The sequence below is a fragment of the Bradyrhizobium sp. BR 1433 genome, from assembly GCF_051547665.1.
Classification (GTDB): domain Bacteria; phylum Pseudomonadota; class Alphaproteobacteria; order Rhizobiales; family Xanthobacteraceae; genus Bradyrhizobium; species Bradyrhizobium australafricanum.
Map to the genome: position 1 here is coordinate 2924617 of NZ_JBPUGG010000001.1, position 18258 is coordinate 2942874.

An 18258-nucleotide genomic window follows, 5' to 3' on the forward strand; every position below is an offset into this window, starting at 1 on the left:
TTTAAGCTGAAAGAAGTCGCTCAGCCGGCGACAACTCCCTTACGGCTGTTTTGGTCCAGAGCCGCCCGTCGCACCAGACATGCTCAACACGTCCCCATTGACAGGCCGCGGCCACATCCGGGAAGAAGCCACGCCCGAGGTGGTTGGCACTTGTATTGCAAAGCAGCGGAATGCCCGTGAGCCGCTCATACTCAATGAGAAGCTCGGCCACCTTATGTTGGGAGGTTCTCGAAATCGTCTGCAATCGCGCAGATCCGTCCAGATGTATGACTGCGGGGATTTTGTCCCGCCACTCTGCTCGCGTCTGGTGATCGAAAAGCATGTAAGGATCTGGTGTACCGGGGTCGAAGATTTCCGGCGCCCGATCCTCCAAACATATCGGCGCCACCGGTCGAAAGCGTTCGCGACGTTTGATGTCGTTGAGATGATCCTTCATTTCGGGGGACGTCGCCGCTGCGAGAATGCTTCTGCCCCCCAAGGCGCGCGGTCCGAGCTCGGCGCGCCCCGCGAGGAAGATCACGGGCTTGTTGTCGGCAAGAAGTGCCGCGAGCTCGCGCATACCGCACGGCACGACCTCCCATTCAGCCGGAACCTCATTAACTTGCAGGGCCGGACCACTATAGACCGACCATTCCAGCGGCACGAAGCCATTCTGGGCTGCCATCGCGCAGCACGAGGCACCGATCGCCGAGCCACTGTCATTAGGAAAGGGCGGTACCCAGACATCATCGAACAAGCCAGTAACGCGCAGGGCACTATTCCATTTGATATTGAGCCCGCACCCGCCTGCTATACATAGATTTCTCGCTCCCGGAAGCGACGAGTGCCGCAGCAACGCCATCGCGATTTCTCGGACCAGAAGACGCTCAAGGAAACAATGAAACGACGCAAGTACATCTTCATGCCGCTTGTCGGTCAATAGCAACGCGCTCGCCTCGAAGAACTCATGCATCGCGGCAAGTGACGATTCTGCGCTATTGATATCGGCGCGGTAACGACGGGCTGACTGCGTGTCGCCTGCAAAATGCCTTTCATAAAGCTCTTGAAACACCGCAATGACGTCTTCATCAATAGACCCAAGCGCGATGTACGCCATCAACTTGCCTGCGACACCCAGGTCCCAGTTGCTGCGATCTGCCTTCTTATAGGGTCCGAAGTGATGACCAGCGGCCGCATAAGCATGCCCAATCATCGGAAAAAGACATTCGATGAACCGCGCGCCTTGGCGCTGTACATGGTACAGGCGCGGTGTAACTGAGCCGTCCCACACAAGGCAGAACGCCGGCTGTCCGGCCTTGACAAATGGACTGGTACAATAGGCCGACGCCACATGGCCTGCGATATGCGGATAGCTGCTATAAGGGAAGTCGCTTCCGTCGAGCGTCAGGCCAAGACCGTCACGTGAATTGAGAACGCCATCGGCATGGCGCTCAACATAGGGTGCTCCTTTGAGCGTGAGCGATGCCCCGCCACTGAGGACTTTAAACTGCGAACTCGATCTCCCCGTCCCAACCGTCGATGACGAAGCGATCAACATCCTTCGGGGTAAGACCATGTTCCGCCAAGGCGGCAACAACTATGTCGAGATTGTCGATAACTTGATACCGCGGATTATTTCCGCGCTTCTCCTGCTCGACGCAAAAGACCAGCCGTCCGTCTTCGACAAGAGCGACCGCCCCGTCATGGGTCAGCTTGATACCGCAGATGCGCATCGTATCTCCGTGCCTAATGCTGCAAATTCAATTGATTCGACGTTTGTCCGGCATTTATGAAGCTTGCGAGCAGGCAATCTTCGTCAGCCAACTCGCCACGACATTCCAGCCGCTCGACCTCGATCAACGCTTCATTCAGCATGGCCATCACCGTCTCGGCGCCGGCCGCATGCCCCCAGCGTTGGCATATCGCATCACGCGCAGACCCGAACACCAGACGCCCTTCCGGCGCAAGCATCTGCACGAAGTTACGAACGGCCGTACGCATTCTGGCCATATCGTCGAGGTAATACAGAACCTCGGCCACGACGATCAGATCGAAGCGCTCCGCGGTCGAGAATCGTTCAATGTCGGAGACTGTCCAGGTAATGTGCGAGCATCGCTGCATCCGTTGCCGCGCGCGATCAATCGCCCGCGGAGCGACGTCGACGACGGTGAGCCGTTTGCAATAGGGCGCGAGCTTCGTCGTGAAAGCGCCGGCCGCACATCCGACCTCCAGCGCATTCCGGATAGCTCCTCTTGAACGCGACATCCTGAGCAACTGTGCGTGGCGCTCCCGCTCGAAGGGGTTACTATCAAGCCGCCACGGATCATCGACGGCCAACTCCCGGTCCAGCAATTGATAAATCTTGTTCAGGCTCACGAGTTATTCCTTTTCGCCAGATGCGGCTTTAACTCGCCACAGCGCACGCTCTCAGACATCATCGACGTCGACAAATCGCGCAACGCTTCCCTTTCTGATCGGCCCGCCGCTTCCTGGGACACCCGTCGCCTCTGCTTCAACGATCGGATTTAAGGAAATGACCTGCTCTTTCGCCTTGTCCGTCGGGTTTGTGGACTTGCGCGACAACCAATCGCTGTTGCTCAATGTGCATAAGGCATACGCTTTTACGGGAAGCAGGAGAAAGAGGTTGATAGGGGTGTGCAGCGAAAAGCCGAGAAAGCGAATATCTCGGGTTCGGAACGCGGCGAGACAGCAGCGCACCATGGTCATCGATGCGATCGTCACACCTGTGAACCAAGGCACAGTCACGGTGAATGCAAGTTGCGCGAGTCCTGCCAACAATGACAGAGCGAGCAACAGCGGACCGAGATTCTGTCCGACCACATCCAACGTGAGATAGCGCCCGAGTCCCGGCAGCAGGTGGAGCGAAAGCAACGTGTCCCGGAATGTGCTCCTTGCCCAACGAAGCTGCTGCCGCAGATACGGTCCTAGGCGATCAGGCACGACCGTTGCGGCGATTGCGTCCGGCACGTACTCGGTTCGAAAGCCAGCTTGCAGCATCAAAATCGTGAGGTGACGATCTTCACCGAAGTCGCTCGGCTTCCCACGGAACAACTGCGTCTCATACTGATCCAGCAGCGAAAGAAGCGCAGACCGGCGGTACATTGCACATGGGCCACAGCAACACATGACAGCGCCGAAGCGGGCCTGTGCCGCGCGCTCCTCGTTGCAAGCGAGCCAATACTCCATATCGATCAAGCTGGTTAACCAGGTGTCGTCCCGATTGCTAGCAGTCAGCTGGCCCATAGCCGCACCGATCGCCGGATCGCGCATCTTCAGTGCGAGCTTTGTGACCACGTCGGCAGCAATCATCGTGTCGGAATCGACGTTCAACACGAGATCTCCGCGCGAGCGACGTATCGCGGTAATCTGCGCCTTGCGCTTTCCAACATTCTTTCGTTCCAGAATGATATGGAACCTCGAGTCGCGCGCGTAGGCGTCATATACAGGTCGCACAGCATCGCGGTTTGAAGACCCGTCATCGACCACGTATACCTGCAGCTTTCCCAAGTAGCTCTGCTTTGCGATGAACTCGAGGCATGCGGACAACGTCTGCGGGTTCTCATTAAAGCAGGGAACGATGATATCCACGCTCGGCAAGGCGTCAGCGTCGGGGACATCATCCGGCAACGCCGGTCCGTCGCTCTTCATTGCATAAATCGCTTGCGCGCTTTTGTAGACAGCCGAAAGCAGCGCATAACATGAGATCGCAACAATACTAGTGGTGGCAAGCAGGGTCATGGGGCCGGAGCTGTTCAGTGAGGTTGAGGAAGCGGGCGAATTGCAAATCCGCGGCCGCGCATTGCCGGAATCAGGCGGGAAAGCGCCTTCACGGTCTGCTCGCGTGGACCTTTGGGATGGTCCCGTTGCTGCTCGCCCGGAGGACATCCGTCATGCAGGAGCACAATTGCTCCCGGTCGAACGGAGGCCATCACCGTGTCGACAATCGTATCGGCGCCGGGACGGGACCAGTCCCGCGGGTCGACCGACCAGTGCACGGCAGCGAGTCCGGCCATCGCAGATGTCTTCAACACTTCCTGGGTCCACGCCCCATATGGGGCGCGCATGTGTCGCAGGGATGCGCCGGGGCACGCACTTCTGATCGCATCACTAGCAGCTAGTATCTCGTGCCGCACTTCGGCCGGCTCGCATTCGGACAGATCCGGATGACTCATCGTGTGATTGGCGACTTCGTGTCCGTCTGCGACTATTCGTCGGATCAATTGCGGCTGGTCACCCGCGTAGACGCCGATGACAAAGAACGTGGCGGGCGCATTGTGTTCCGCCAGCACATCCAGCACATCCGGAGTGCAAATGGCGTGCGGACCATCGTCGAACGTCAAATAGACGCTTTGACTTCCGTTGGAGTCGACGTACTCGCTGCGCACTTCTAGTCCGATGTCGAGATTTCTCACAGCTCTGGCCCGTTCCGATCAATCATCGTACCACTCGGCCATTCGCTCATCGGCCGGCCTATCGGCAAAACTACCAGGAGTGCTTCCTCAACGAGCGTGGGTGACATGTTGAGATATACATCCCGATGGGTCGACCGCACGCGAACTCCCGTCAAGATGCTGGCCATCCCGTTCCGGCCAATCCGCTCGATATGCTTACGCATCGCGGGACGCACCGCGGCGAAACCGAACGGAGCATCGAGCTTCCGCAGCATCGGATACCCAACGCGCATTGCTCCTTGATAGGTGACCCCGTGCCCCTCCACGTCTCGACGTACTGCGTAAAGCCCTATTTCGGCTACCAGGAGATCAGTGTCCCCGACTTTGATGAAGCGTCGTAGGATGCCCGCATGGCCAGCTACGCCGTTTAAGTCGTAAGCGATTATGCGCAGTTCGGGTCTTGCACCAGCCCAACTTCGACTGCCTTCAAACGGCGCTGCATTAAACTCACCGTTTGCTCCGTACGCTTTTCGGAAGAACTCGGCGAGTTCAGTATGATCGGCGAGCGTTAATTCATTTTCCCAACACAATCTCCACCGCACCTGAGAGCGCGCTAAGAGATCGCCTGTAGAGCTGGATACAGACATATTCATCGGTGTCTCCAACGTGCTGCCGGGCGTTTGAGAGTAGACTTGCTTTCGAGACGATTTGACTGCCCAGAGGTGATCGGTTGGTCCTCTTCGCAGAGGCATTTGACACCTACAATCGGCAACTCGCTTGGCCGCGAAAGTAGGAGCAACTCGACACTACCTCCAGTCTACGGAGGTAAGCGGCCGATATGGAAAGGGTTGGAACCGCTATACGAAGGTTTATCCGACGCCTTCTTGGGCAGGCACGTGCATGTCGCCGCACGCCAGCGTGATGCATCTTGCGCGGCTCGAGGAGCGTGTCGGCCAGGATGTCCGTGTGTCCGATCGGCGTATAACTGAGGCTTCTTGCCAGAGCCCCTGCGAAGACCGCCAGCCATTTTGATGTACCTTCTCGATTTCTACAAACTGATGTTTGCTATCCAACATTCCCCAGTTTGGTAAAATCGATTGTATCGATTGAACTCATCCACACGATGGATAAACTCACAGCATGCGGTTCAAGGGCCTTGATCTAAATCTCCTCGTCGCGCTCGATGCGCTGATGACCGAGCGCAATCTCACTGCAGCGGCGCGCAAGATCAATCTGAGCCAGCCCGCCATGAGCGCCGCCGTTGCCCGGCTGCGTACCTATTTTCGTGATGAACTATTTACAATGAGAGGCCGGGAACTCGTCCCAACATCGCGGGCGGAAGGACTTGCGGCCCGATTCGCGAGGCTCTGCTGCACATCCAGCTCTCTATTATTTCGCGCGACACGTTCAATCCAGAACAATCGACTCGCCGCTTCAGGGTGATCCTTTCGGACTTCATGACGATCATTTTCTTTCGAAAGATTATAGACCGCATCGCGCGGGAGGCCCCCGCAGTCCGGTTCGATCTGTTGCCGTTTTCAGATGAACCTGACGAACTCCTACGGCGCGGTGAAATCGATTTTCTGGTCGCCCCGGAGCTGTTCATGTCGGGTGCGCACCCCAAGGCGACATTATTTGAGGAGACACTTGCCTGCGTAGGCTGCCGCACAAACAAGCAGCTATCACGCCAGCTTACAATTGAAGGGTACATGTCGATGGGACATGTTGCCGCCAAGTTCGGGCGAACGCTAAGGCCCAATATCGAAGAATGGTTTTTGCTGGAGCACGGCCTCAAGCGACGAATCGAGATCGTCGTGCAGGGTTTTAGCATGATCCCTCCAGTCGTATTGGACACCGTCCGGATCGGGACGATGCCTTTAAGACTGGCTAAGCATTTCGAGAAACTGATGCCCTTAAGGATCGTCGAACCGCCGCTCCCACTTCCTACTTTTACCGAGGCTATCCAATGGCCGGCCTTTCATAATACTGATCCAGCGAGCATTTGGATGCGACGACTGTTGTTGGAGGAGGCGTCCAACATGGCTCTCCCAGCTAAGATCTCCTCAAGTCGCAGACGCTGCTAATTCCTCTCGTAGCTCTCTTAGCTCTCTTACCGATAGATTCGATCGGCTTCTTACCTGAAGCGGTCCTTATTCTTATGCCTTGGATCGTCTGATGATCTGGTTGTAGGGCTCAGGCTACATTTCGAAAAGCGAGCCACAATCCGTCAGTTGCCGCAACGCGCCCGAGTCCCACGTTAAAGTGCTACTCGTGAGTGGCCGGTGCCTCCTCGATTGCCCCGCTGCAGCCAACGGTCTTTTCGCAGCGTCGTGCTGCCGTCATCAATGCCCGCGGCATCATTCGGCAAAAGTAATCATATGGAGCGGGTAGTGCGCGAACAGGGCAAGGCCGAGCTTGCCGACCACTTCAAGGGCTTCGACTGGAAGACCGAAGGAGACGCCTTCATGGACGGCTATCACCAGCATGAGAAGGGCTGCGAGTTTGTCACCTATGCCCGCTAGAGTGAGCGTCCGTGCCGCACTGACACTGCATACTGCTTTGTGACCAGCGCTTTCTAACGCAACCTGCTTGAACCCGACGTAGCGTCAGGTTGTAGAGTTGCAAACAGCACCCCGCAAGAGGGACCACAGCTCTGCGCGTTCCGCATCGCTCCTACGATCCTTTTTGCGCAGGCACCAAGGCTCGTCGCTAATGATCTCCGCGGTGATTGACATGGTATGGCACTCCGGTGGTCGATGCAGCACTGAGCCCTTTGGATTGTTGGCGGCCTGAGGGATGCGGCAACCCGCTTGCTGCGAACAATCGCGGGTGCATCCTTCGCGCGGTAAGTCAGAACAATTCTGACACAGCTGCGCGATTGAGATCGTCATAGGCGCTATTGCTGGCTTGCACAGCAGAAGCGCACACGCTTCGAAGAGTGAGTATGCGCTTCAAGGGCCTGGATCTTAATCTTCTCGTCGCACTTGATTCTCTGCTGACCGAGCGGACACTCACCGAGGCCGCCCGTAGGATCAATCTCAGCCAACCCGCCATGAGTGCCGCCGTTTCCCGGTTACGCGCCTACTTCGGGGATGAGCTATTTGCGATGAAAGGCCGCAGGCTCGTCCCGACATTGCGTGCGGAACGCCTCGCCACGCCTGTTCGCGAGGCTCTGCTGCAGATTCAGCTTTCCATTATCTCGCATTATGAGTTCAACCCGACCGAATCACATCGCCGGTTCGTGATTCGTCTTTCGGATTGCAGTACCCTTGTGTTTTTCCGACGGGTCGTGGCGCGCGTTTCGCGGGATGCTCCCAACGTCAAACTTGAGTTGCGGCCCCCCGCCGACGATCACGATGAGCTCCTCCGCCGCGGTGAAGCTGATTTCGTCATCTTGCCCGACACATTGATGTCCAGCGCGCATCCTAAGGCGAAGCTATTCGAGGACCGGCTCGTATGCGTCGGCTGCTGCACAAACAAGCAGCTGTCTCGCCGGCTCACATTCGAGAGATATATGTCTATCGGACAGGTCGCAGTTAGGTCTGCGCTGGCGCGAAAGTCCGCGATCGAAGAATGCTTTTTCCTTGAGCAAGGCCTCAAGCGGCGCATCGATGTTAGCGTACAAAGCTTCAGTATGATCCCAGCCATGCTATTGGGCACGGACCGTATCGGGATGCTGCCCTTAAGGCTGGTGAGGCATTTAGAGAAAACGACGCCACTACGGATAGTTGACCTACCGTTCTCACTTCCCGCATTCACCGAAACAGTCCAGTGGCCAGCCTTTCACAACAGCGACCCGGCAAGCACATGGATGCGAGAGCTGATCTTGCAGGAGGCTTCCTGCATGGCCCCGCCCGACAAATCCACGCAAGCCTCTGGCGTCTTAAAATTGGGGCAGGACGTTCGCGTCAGCTCCTCCATCCTGTGGTCCGATCTCAATGGATGCTCCATGAGAACCCATTGCTATCCTTCGTAATTGTCAATTCTTGAACCACTTATGTTCTAGCGACCTCCTTGGCTTGCATTGCACTCTCGCCGACCAACTCGCGCCTGCGCTCCAAACGCACACAGCAGCTCGTCGCCCATGACTCTATTCTCACGCTATTGTGCACACCGCTGCAAATTGCTATCGAGCCCGCCGCGCGAGCAACGGCTCAAGCCGGCAGTTGAACTCGCGGTAGATATAAAGCTCAGTAATCGACAGCAGAAACAAAGTGCGATCTTCGCCTGGCTCAATATCTCCCGCGCACCTGTGCCCCGCTAGAGGATTGGCGGGAGCACAGTTAGCTCAGATCTTTCGCAGGGCCTGGATCGCGCGCTCCTGTGTTGCCCAACCGCATCACTGCAACGCGCACGGCATCAGTACCGCTCTGCGCCGCCGGTACGTCCCGATTTGGCCCCACCGCGGCCACACGCCTTGCCCACGTGCGCTCGTCTCGCGCAATGATATCGGGAGCTGAACGTGCAGCGCTACTATGATTTCTTGAGCCGGAGGATCTTTCGGTATTGGGTAAACTCTTTGATAATGCCGTCACGGCCCTGCCAGCGTCTATGCGCACCCCCGAGAATCGAACGGCAATCGCTAAGCTTGTGCTGATGCGTGCAGGTGCAGGCGAGCCACAATTGGCGTCATTAATGAGTTTGCTGAACCTGATTTCCCCTGCAGCTTGATCGAACGACGATCCAACAATATCCACCATGCTTGCGCCGGAATGGAAGAAGGTTCAGCTAGCCCCTTGAAATAGCTTGAATCTCACGTGACGTCAGGTTGTAGGCTTTGAATTGAAACACATGACCAAAGCCACACCACGAAGGCGTCGATGGCGCATCGGAGAACTTGCAGATGCTACCGGAGTGACGGTACGCACCCTGCATCACTATGAGCACACGGGTCTGCTTGCTGCGTCCGAGCGCACCGACGGCGGCCACCGAATGTACGATCGTGAAAGCGTACAACGAGTTCATCAAATTCTAGCGCTGCGTGAGCTTGGCTTTTCCCTGCATGAGATACGTAAGGCCATGGAGGGGCGCACTTCGCTTACGGATCTATTGCGCTCACATTTGGAGCGGATCGAGCTTCAGGTGACGCGTGCGACGTTGCTGCGGGATCGCTTACGCAACATGACGACCGATGGTGATGTACAGGTGAGCGTGGACGAGTTGCCTGCCACCTTGAATGCCATGTCGAGGGTCGAGAAACGAGCCCAGCCCCACCGATGCACATGCAAGCTAGCCGCCGAGCGCGAGGAGCGATGGCGACGAATCCGCGACGAATTGCGCGATTGCATGGATCGCAGTGAGCATCCCTCCAGCGAGCGCACGAGAGCCGTAGCGCTAGAGGCGCGCTTGCTGTTCAGTGAAATCGCGGGAGTTGAATCGACCGTCTCGACAATCCTGAAGGTTCTTGCACGATTGAGCGCCCCTCGGAGCCTGGCGGGCTGGGATCCTAATCTAATGCAATATCTCGATCTCGCGCTTGCCGCGCTGGAGAACCAGTCGCACTGACGCGTGCCCCGCGCGATGGGGCACGTTCACTCTCGTGTTTAGACGCCGCGATCTCTAGACATCGGTGACACGTTCGAACCTGGCTTGCGTGTCATCATTTGAGAACTCAACGCGCCCCTCTTACGGTACGGGCTCTGCAATCCACACGCCTTATGCGTAGTGATTGATCGCTTTGACCGACAAGAAAGCGCTTGAAACGCACGTAGCGTCACATTGTACGGTCCAGCGCAGGATGGCCGGTGCTTCCAGGCAACGACACGATGATCCTGTGAAGTTGCCAAGTGGACCTGATTGTCTTGGCCCACGCCGCGCCCTGTAGATCCGGCAAAGGATTCTGAGTAATGAGACGCCTTGACAACATAGCAGTTGCGATACTCGCATCCTTTCTCGCGCTCGCAGTTGTCGCGACGTTGCTGTTGCTGGTGGCGGGGCTCGCGGAGCTGTCCAATGCTGACGTGCCAGATTGCCAGTCGATACCGGACGGCAAATTGCTGACACCATCGCGGATCTGGTACCGCGGCTCTCCACCGCCTAAGAGGCTGTGACGGGTCCCTCAGCTTCTTCAGATTTTGCTTCGATGAAATTCAACCACCGCCTGAAGATCTCACGTCGTCTAGCCAGTTTGGTTTGCCGTTTTCCTCGCCACAAATGACAGCACACGATTGCTGTCATTATGGCAGCTCTCGGCGATCCAGAGGGAGAACACCATGTCGGACGAAAAACTGCAAAACGTGCTTTCCTCTCTTTCTCCGGTGGCGCGCCAGTTAGATGTCCTGCCATCCGGCCGGCCTGCCCCGGACGCGAGCTATGTGAAACTGGATACGAATGAGAATCCATTCCCGTTGCCGTCCATCGTCATGCAAGGCGCGCGCGCGGCTCTTGAGCGGCAGTACCTGTACCCAGAACATGACAACATCAGCTTGAGGGAAGCAGCTGGCTACGTCTATGGCATCGCGACGGATCAGGTGATTGCCGGCAATGGCTCATCCGAGCTTCTTGGGCTGCTCTACAGAGCTTTCCTAACCCCAGGTGATCGCGTTGCAATGCTGTCTCCCGGCTTTTCATTCAACCGCAAGCTTGCGATGTTGCACGCTGCCGAGCTCGTTGAGATAGAAAGTGCGGAAACCCCTTCCTTACCAATCGAGAAGCTGCTTTCCGGCCCAGCGAAAGACGCCAAGTTCGTTCTTTTGGCTAATCCGAACAATCCGACCGGCGCCTACGTTCCGCTCGCCGATGTCGAACGTCTGCTGACACGATCGGAACGCCTAATCGTCCTAGACGAAGCCTATGTCGACTTTGCACCCGACAATGGGCTACGGCTCCTGAGCCGCTATGCGAAATCTTCTGATTCTTCGAACGCTCTCAAAAAGCTATGCTGCCGCCGGCATACGCGTCGGCTTCGGCTTCGGTCATCCCGCGCTTATTGGCAGGTTGCGTAACATCCAGAACGTTTTCAATATGAACGTTATCGGCCAAGCAGTTGGCATCAGCATCCTCTCGCATCGCGCAGCTTATGAAGATAACCATCGACACATCAGAGATGAAAGGCAGAGAGTCGCGGCTGAGCTAACTCAGCTCGGCTTTTGCGTACCACCTTCCCACGCGAACTTCGTGCTAGCCCGCGTCCCTGTCGGACAAAATGGCAGTTGGTGGCAAGCGGCTCTGGCGAAGGAGAAGGTTCTCGTCGCCTCCTTCCCCGATAAGAGCCTCGAACGCTGTATCCGCATTAGCATTGGCACTAAAGATCAAATGGATGCGCTTCTGGCGGCGATCAAGGCGATTTCAGCGCGCATAAAGACCCGCAATTGCTAGCTGGCGTTTCCCAGCCGATCAGCAGGAAACTGACATGAGGGCAAGATGACCCCAATGGATTTGCGATGAACAATCTAGTGCCCCGACTCGAGCTCCGATCCGGGCAACAGCGGTCAGCACTTTGACGATCACCTTTGTGGGTCGGCACGGGATCAGGTGCCGAACGATATAGCCAGAATAGACATCTAACGGCGATCATATGACGGACGTCGACAATGCTCGCGGCCTGAAGCCAACAGGCCCTTCCCACGTTCTACAATCGGAGACAATCGAGTGACGAATCGCAAGCCTTCAAAACTGACCTGCGGAATTTTCGATCATCTGGACGACGACGGCCGCGATGCCGCGCGACAGTACGCAGATCGCCTGAGCTTGGCAGAAGCGTGCGAACTCTCTAGGCTTCTATGCATATCATTTGGCCGAACACCATTGTACGCCGCATGGGAGAGGTCCGTCCCCGAATCTGTTCTTGTCAAGCGTCGCTCAACGCACGCAGCGGCTCCGTGTCGGTCCCCTGGTCATGTTGCTTAACCTCTATCACCCGCTGCGAGCATTCGAGGAACTGTGTATGCTCGACCAATTGAGCGGTGGCAGACTAGAACTTGGCATCGGACGGGGCTCACTGCCGATCGAATTGGGTTATTTCGGCATTAGCGCCAACGATGCCCCGGGAAGGTATGAGGAAGCCAGCGAAATCCTCTCGAACGCGATGAAAGACCACACGCTTTCCTACCATGGGCATCATTTTGAGCTGAACAATGTTCCCTTGACGCTGAAGCCGCTTCAGCGTCCAACTCCGCCAACCTGGGTCGCCAGCAATCGGCCTGAATCGGCGGCCTGGGCAGCTGCCAACGGCGCGAATCTCGCGTGCGTAGGTCCCTCCTCTATCGTTCGAAAAACTACTGATGCCTTCCGCGCGCATCTACCCCGCACCACCAATACTGATGATCGAGAGCCATTCACCGGATTGCTCCGCATGGTCGTAATTGCGCGTTCTGATGAAGAAGCATATTCGCTGGCGGCATCTGCGTACGAACGATGGCTCGAGAGCTTTATGTTCCTTTATGAGCTCAATACTGTTCCGACACCACCTAATCTGCCGCTGACTTTCGATGCGGCGCTTGAAAGCGAATTGTGCGTCGTCGGAACGCCCGCTTCCGTCCGACAACATCTTCTTAATCAGATGGAAGAGGCGGGCGCCAACTACCTGCTTTGTCAGCTTGCATTCGGCAATCTTCCGCTGGATGTTTCAGTTTACACCGCAGCCAAACTACAATCCGAGGTTGTCGCCCGGCTTTGCTGACGATGCATCTTTTGACTATTTGAGCTCACTCGATAACAGGCGAGCTTCTTCAGTCTAGGCGTTACGTGCCGCTGAGTGGCACGTACACTGCCGAACGAGCAGCCGTTCCTCGTCCCTCATAGGAGGTCCACGAACTATCTCCGCGAGCCGCTCAGCGCGTCGGCACGCCGCGGCGCATTCAGAATGGGCCGTCTTGAGCACCGGGCACGCCCTGTTAATATTTCAGATTCTGCAAGGATTCCGCGGGCATCGCGATAGCAAAGAACGACATCTACTCGATACCTGCCTGCGTTCACTGAAGCTGGTAAGCGCGCACGACACATCCCGGTTGGCCCATTGGCGATCTGGATGTGTCCCATCAAAACAATCGATTGTACCGCTTTTACACGAATACAATACATAATTGCCTGCCGTCAGGAGCAGTTTCCCGGACCGTCGCATGACCATGAATTCTCCACCTTGTACATTCGCATCCGAAATCGCCATGGAACGCCCAGAGGCCATTCGGAGGACATTGGCTTCGTCACCGAGTCGAAGCGGCCGCTCGCACAGCGCCGTACACTGTCCGGCTCCATACAATCGTTCGCTTGCAAGGTGAATTCCCCCCTTCGCTTGCTCAGCCTCGCAGAGCAAGTGAGCACTCCATGAACCTATTTTCCACAACCGGCTCCGCCGCAATCACGTGTCATGCGCTGCTTTCGACAATCATTAGACGCACGCGAGCGCTTGATTGCCTGGCGAGATAACGTTCGCCACTTTTCGACGACGTCGTCGAGATGGCCGCTCTGCCTGGCTGGTGCGTCGGCGCCTCCGCAGCAGCCTCGTTCGGCAGGATGTACACCGCTATCGCGCAATGCTTACGTTGCGCCCGCTGCTCCGGCGGACGCGTCATCTTACGCGACAGGTCGCTTGACGGCACTTCGCTCGACAGCTTCTCAGTCTTTCGTCATGAGCGGCGTTCATCACAATCGTACGCTCCGCCATAATGTAGCGGCGGATAGGTGTGCCGACCGCGGCAGGGACCCTGGTGCATTGCGGGCGCCCACCGGCACTACGTACTCGTCATTGTTTCTTTTCTCGACACAGAAATCTCGCGCTCGCTCACTTCCCATGACACCCGATACGTTGGCCCACAATGGGTAATAGCAATTGGTCCTCACGCAAGGCTGGAGGTTTACCAGACGGGAATGAAGGATCGGCCCGTCATCCGCACCTCGACTGCATTTAGTTTATCCGGAGAGAGATCATGAACTTTGATTGTTGTAATTCGCGCGTCGATCACCTCAAAGAAAGCATCGGCCGGCAAGTGGAAGCAGTTGCCGGACTAATCTGCGAGGACAAGGACGCGTTCGACGCGATGCAGTTGCTCAACAAACTGACAAGTGCACTTGTTGCAGCAGAACAGGACCAGAATCGGTTAGGCAAGACGACTACCCGCCGCGAAGTAGGCGATAGGCGGAATATCCCGTCACGAGCGGGGCACAATGCGGTTTACTATCCAGAAGACCTTCAGGTTTTGGGAGCACTTTTTGACCGAGCAATCGCAGCCTTACCAGCGGCCATGCACACTACTGCTAATCGGATTTCTCTCGCAAAGTTCATTCTAGCACATGCAGTAGTCGTTGAGGGACGAATAGCTGTCTTAGATGCGGTCGATGACGCTCTTTGTTATTGTCAATTAATTAAAGAGAGCGTCAGTTCACGCTTATGCTCTGCATAGATAAATGCGAGGCACTCCGTCTGGCATTGCTCAAGGCGCTCTCCCCAATTGCCAACTGAGTTGATGCACGGCTCTGCTGGCTCGCCGCCAGTTTCTCGGCGCGAAATGACGTTGGCCTTGGCAGCCATAGCCTTGGGTACGTTACCCGATTGCTATTCACCGGCCAGGCAGCGCACGGCAGAGAGGACGCAACTGCGTCCTCTCCACTGTCTGACGACGATCAGAGCGAGCACCTAGCTGTCCGCTTTATCAGTGCCCACTTCGACGTTACCCGATCTCGATAGGAACGCGCTCTGGCTCTTACGTCCTCGGGGTCATTAATCTTTCTGACAAACTCTCTGCCGCCTGTCGGAGGAATCTCGAGGTTAGCTCATGCGGCCGGAAACTGCGGCTTACGGACAACCTGCACATGCTTCCTTTCGTCTAGAAATCGTTTTCAACGACCGAGCATGCGGCTCGTCGATTTCTCAAGCCAGCGCATGAGACAATTGATTGCTCTGCGATAACTTCGCTAGGGCGCGGCCAACACCGTCAACACGCACTGGTGAACGCCCAACGTTTCATCCGAATATCCTGGCTCAACAACCTCCCGCTACGTGAGATTGAGGCCATTTCGCGCGATGACATGTTGTGTTGGAGTTACAGCAATTCACAGTGATGTTGCTAATACGCAAATCGCCGGGGCAATGGAAAGGAACGAAACTCGAATGAAGAATTTGCTGCTTTTGACTGCAAGCATCATCGCGCTTAACGCGGCGGCGCCCGCATTCGGCGCGGATCTTGGCGCGCAGCCGGTCTTCACTAAAGCGCAACCGCCGCTAGTACTGCCTCCAGCGATCTATGACTGGACCGGCCTCTATCTCGGCTTCAACGGTGGATGGGCGTCGAGCAACAATTGCTGGGACCTGTCTGCAATCGCTCCCGAAGGCTGCCATGATGCGATCGGCGCCACCGTCGGCGGTCAGGTGGGTTATCGTTGGCAGATATTCAATGTGGTCTATGGCGTCGAGGCTCAAGGCAACTGGGCTAACTTCAGCGGCTCCAATGTCAGCGCCGCCGTCGTGCCAACAGTCAGCAATCGTACCAGAATCGATGGGTTCGGATTGTTCACGGGCCAGATCGGTTACGCGTTCAACAACGTGCTGCTTTTCGCCAAGGGCGGCGCTGCGGTGACCAGCAATAGCTATCAGATCAGCTTGGCATCTACCGGCGCGGAATTTGCCAGAAGCGACAATCTCCGTTGGGGTGGCGCGCTTGGCGCTGGTCTCGAGGTCGGTTTTGCGCCAAGCTGGTCATTTGGCGTCGAGTATGACCATCTTTTTATGCAGGACAATGACATCATCTTCCCCTCGGCCGGCGGATCCAGCGATCGCATCCGGCAGAACGTTGATCTTGTCACTGTTCGGCTCAACTACAAGTTCGGTCCTGGTTTCACCAGATAGCGACATCGGCGCACATCGCGTCGCGAACCGAGAGCCCCGGCCTTCGGCCGGGGCTCTTTCTACAGATAATCTCCTATGCGGCACTGACTCGCTCGGCTGGGCTTCCAAGAGCCACATTTCGTACCGCGCAAAACCTGCTTTGTGGGCGTTCCCCATCTCGGCTGGCCATCACGAGGTACTCGTCAGCGCCGCGTGCCAAACTGAAAACGGAGCCCCTATTGCGTAGCGGGAAGGTGATTATCCAAGATCGGAGACGACGAGCTGCGCCTGCAATGACGAGCCTGGCCGGGTCTCAATTTGCGAGGTCGCATTTCGTCGAACGATGACGATCACAATTTTCCCGCTCGATACCATCATCTTTCAGCGCCGCCACTTGGCAATCCAACTCAACGTCATTGCGGAGATTCAGATGAGATCGAGCCGGATCGCCATAACGATAGCCTGGACCCGGCTGGTCGCGCCCAACTTTCGCATTGCGTTCTTGAGATGAAAGTTCACCGTATTCTCGCTGATTTGCAGTATAACGCCAATTTCCCACGACGACTTTCCTTCCGCGACCCATCGCATGCAATCTAGCTCCCGCTCCGATAGCGTCACTTTCCTGTTGCAGCTACTCTCCGAGGGACGCGAGATCTCCACACACGCGGTGTGAAAGTTCCAGGCCAGTGCGTGGAGATGACTTATACGGTGCTGAGGATCAGCATCATCGAACCGAGATGCAAATGATACCACCGATAGTCGACCCAAGGGTCCAAACAAGGGCACGCTCATGCCGTGTTTCAGACCCGCCTCTCTGGCCTCTGTGAGCACTCGCCGTTCGTCCGGCTGTAGTTGATATTGCTTGGGGAGTTGGTCCCACAGAAATGGCCGCGAAAGCATTGGTGTGCGCCGGACCACGGGATCGATTGTGCAGTATTTGCGCTCAAAGTATCGATCGCACCAATCCGGCGGCCAGTTCACTGCTACTGTGGGTGGTGGATACTCCGGTAGGCGAAGCGGCTCCACAAAGTTGAGAGCTACGTAGGCAACCTCACTAAAGCCCTCCTCGGTCGCGCAATTCACTAGAAGCTGGAACATCGCTCTAAGGGATTGCGTTCGATTTGCGCATTCTGTGAAGCTAAAGATATCAATTTTAGGCGCGACGGGATCCCGTCGGTCCAAAAGACCGGTGTTGCGCTGTCCGATCGAGTTCGTTTCGGGTGGAGCTAGCTTCCATTCCATCGTCTGAACTCTTGGCTTCGCATTTCGGGAAATACGAACGTTCGCGGGCTACAGCGAATCCTCTTCCCGAACTGCTTGATCTCCGCGGCTGGGCCGCTAGTCGCGGGCGGGTCGATGAAACAGCGGGCCGGCCCCGGTCGACCTTGACCAAAGCCTGACCGGCGCGGCACGACCGCCGCGCGGGCATTATTTCGTCCTCCACCGGCAAGGACGCTGATGTCGGCCCAATCGAACCTCGGCGCGTTCTCCTCTGACTTGATGGCGACCATCAGGTCTGCACCTTCCATCCCGAGCTGTATCGCGGCCGCAAACACCGGCGATGACCACAATCCATTGACAGCTCGTCTTGCAAATACGTCCGATCAGCCGATCGGATCTGGTCCTGCCTTTCTGCAAAGGTTGGCAAGCGCAGCCCCCTCGGATCCCAGCAGCGGTGCAAGCTGGCACGCGTTCGAAGAGTTGATCTGTCCGAGGCATAAGCGAGATCGTTCTTCGTGAAGGCGGGCTCCGCATGGAACGAACGCTCGTCGCTTCGCGATGCCGAACGCAGCGCGATCCCCGGTATGGCGCTTCGCGAATTAGGTGAGGTACAGCGCGCCAACCGGTTCGGCCATACTGAGCTCGACCCGAGCGCTAAAACGGCTGACGTCGCGGTCGCAAGCGAAAATGACATCAGATGGGCCTTATTCGTTTCCGCATTCACAGGTTCATCACCAGTACGCAGTTCGTCGGCACGTTCCTGCCAGCGGAGTGCGCTGTGCTTGGAGACGATGCTCCATAGCCTACAGCTCGCGCGGATTAAGGATCGTGTCTCACGCGCGTGAGCAGGCTGGACAAGGACAGCACCCGGACACGCAAAACATC

10 protein-coding genes and 4 pseudogenes are annotated in these 18258 nt (G+C 56.7%); 8 read left to right on the plus strand and 6 right to left on the minus strand.

Annotated elements, in window-relative coordinates:
* Position 1: 1 nt before the first annotated feature.
* The 5 genes and pseudogenes from nodU to ACSKB9_RS14540 all read right to left on the minus strand — a co-directional run bounded on the left by nodU (position 2) and on the right by ACSKB9_RS14540 (position 5044).
* Positions 2-1712, minus strand: a pseudogene (nodU, locus tag ACSKB9_RS14520) (nodulation protein NodU).
* Between the two features lie 13 nt (positions 1713-1725).
* Positions 1726-2355: a nodulation methyltransferase NodS gene (gene nodS, locus ACSKB9_RS14525; protein WP_438073944.1), complete on the minus strand. Its 630-nt coding sequence runs from the start codon at positions 2353-2355 to the stop codon at positions 1726-1728.
* Between the two features lie 51 nt (positions 2356-2406).
* Positions 2407-3738, minus strand: a complete 1332-nt coding sequence (gene nodC, locus ACSKB9_RS14530) for a chitooligosaccharide synthase NodC (protein ID WP_438073946.1) — start codon at positions 3736-3738, stop codon at positions 2407-2409.
* 14 nt (positions 3739-3752) lie between these two features.
* Positions 3753-4412 (minus strand): chitooligosaccharide deacetylase NodB, encoded by a 660-nt coding sequence (nodB, locus tag ACSKB9_RS14535; protein ID WP_438073948.1) that lies wholly within the window; start codon positions 4410-4412, stop codon positions 3753-3755.
* The gene (locus ACSKB9_RS14540) at positions 4409-5044 is read right to left on the minus strand and encodes a NodA family N-acyltransferase (RefSeq protein WP_438073950.1); all 636 of its coding nucleotides are present in this window, start codon (positions 5042-5044) and stop codon (positions 4409-4411) included. The genes nodB and ACSKB9_RS14540 overlap by 4 nt, the downstream gene beginning before the upstream one ends.
* 487 nt (positions 5045-5531) lie before the next feature.
* Between ACSKB9_RS14540 and nodD1 the strand changes: the two are divergent.
* The 8 genes and pseudogenes from nodD1 (at position 5532) to ACSKB9_RS14580 (ending at position 16173) form a co-directional block, all read left to right on the plus strand.
* Positions 5532-6475: pseudogene (gene nodD1, locus ACSKB9_RS14545) on the plus strand (transcriptional regulator NodD1).
* Positions 6476-6781: 306 nt separating this feature from the next.
* On the plus strand, positions 6782-6913 hold the full coding sequence (locus ACSKB9_RS14550) for a hypothetical protein (protein ID WP_438080640.1): 132 nt from the start codon (positions 6782-6784) through the stop codon (positions 6911-6913).
* 422 nt (positions 6914-7335) lie between these two features.
* Entirely contained in the window at positions 7336-8367 is a 1032-nt protein-coding gene (locus ACSKB9_RS14555) for a LysR family transcriptional regulator (RefSeq protein WP_438073952.1), read from the plus strand.
* Positions 8368-9182: 815 nt separating this feature from the next.
* A complete protein-coding gene (locus ACSKB9_RS14560) occupies positions 9183-9896 on the plus strand; it encodes a MerR family transcriptional regulator (RefSeq protein ID WP_438073954.1) in 714 nt (237 codons plus the stop codon).
* 707 nt (positions 9897-10603) lie between these two features.
* Positions 10604-11708: pseudogene (hisC, locus tag ACSKB9_RS14565) on the plus strand (histidinol-phosphate transaminase).
* Between the two features lie 273 nt (positions 11709-11981).
* Positions 11982-13011: pseudogene (locus tag ACSKB9_RS14570) on the plus strand (LLM class flavin-dependent oxidoreductase).
* A 1246-nt stretch (positions 13012-14257) separates the two neighbouring features.
* Complete coding sequence (locus tag ACSKB9_RS14575; RefSeq protein ID WP_438073956.1) at positions 14258-14731, plus strand: NolY; 474 nt, start codon at positions 14258-14260, stop codon at positions 14729-14731.
* A 707-nt stretch (positions 14732-15438) separates the two neighbouring features.
* Complete coding sequence (locus ACSKB9_RS14580) at positions 15439-16173, plus strand: outer membrane protein (protein ID WP_438073958.1); 735 nt, start codon at positions 15439-15441, stop codon at positions 16171-16173.
* A gap of 405 nt (positions 16174-16578) precedes the next feature.
* Here the strand turns inward: ACSKB9_RS14580 and ACSKB9_RS14585 are convergent, their stop codons facing one another.
* On the minus strand, positions 16579-17304 hold the full coding sequence (locus tag ACSKB9_RS14585) for a LuxR family transcriptional regulator (RefSeq protein ID WP_438080207.1): 726 nt from the start codon (positions 17302-17304) through the stop codon (positions 16579-16581).
* Positions 17305-18258 lie beyond the last annotated feature (954 nt).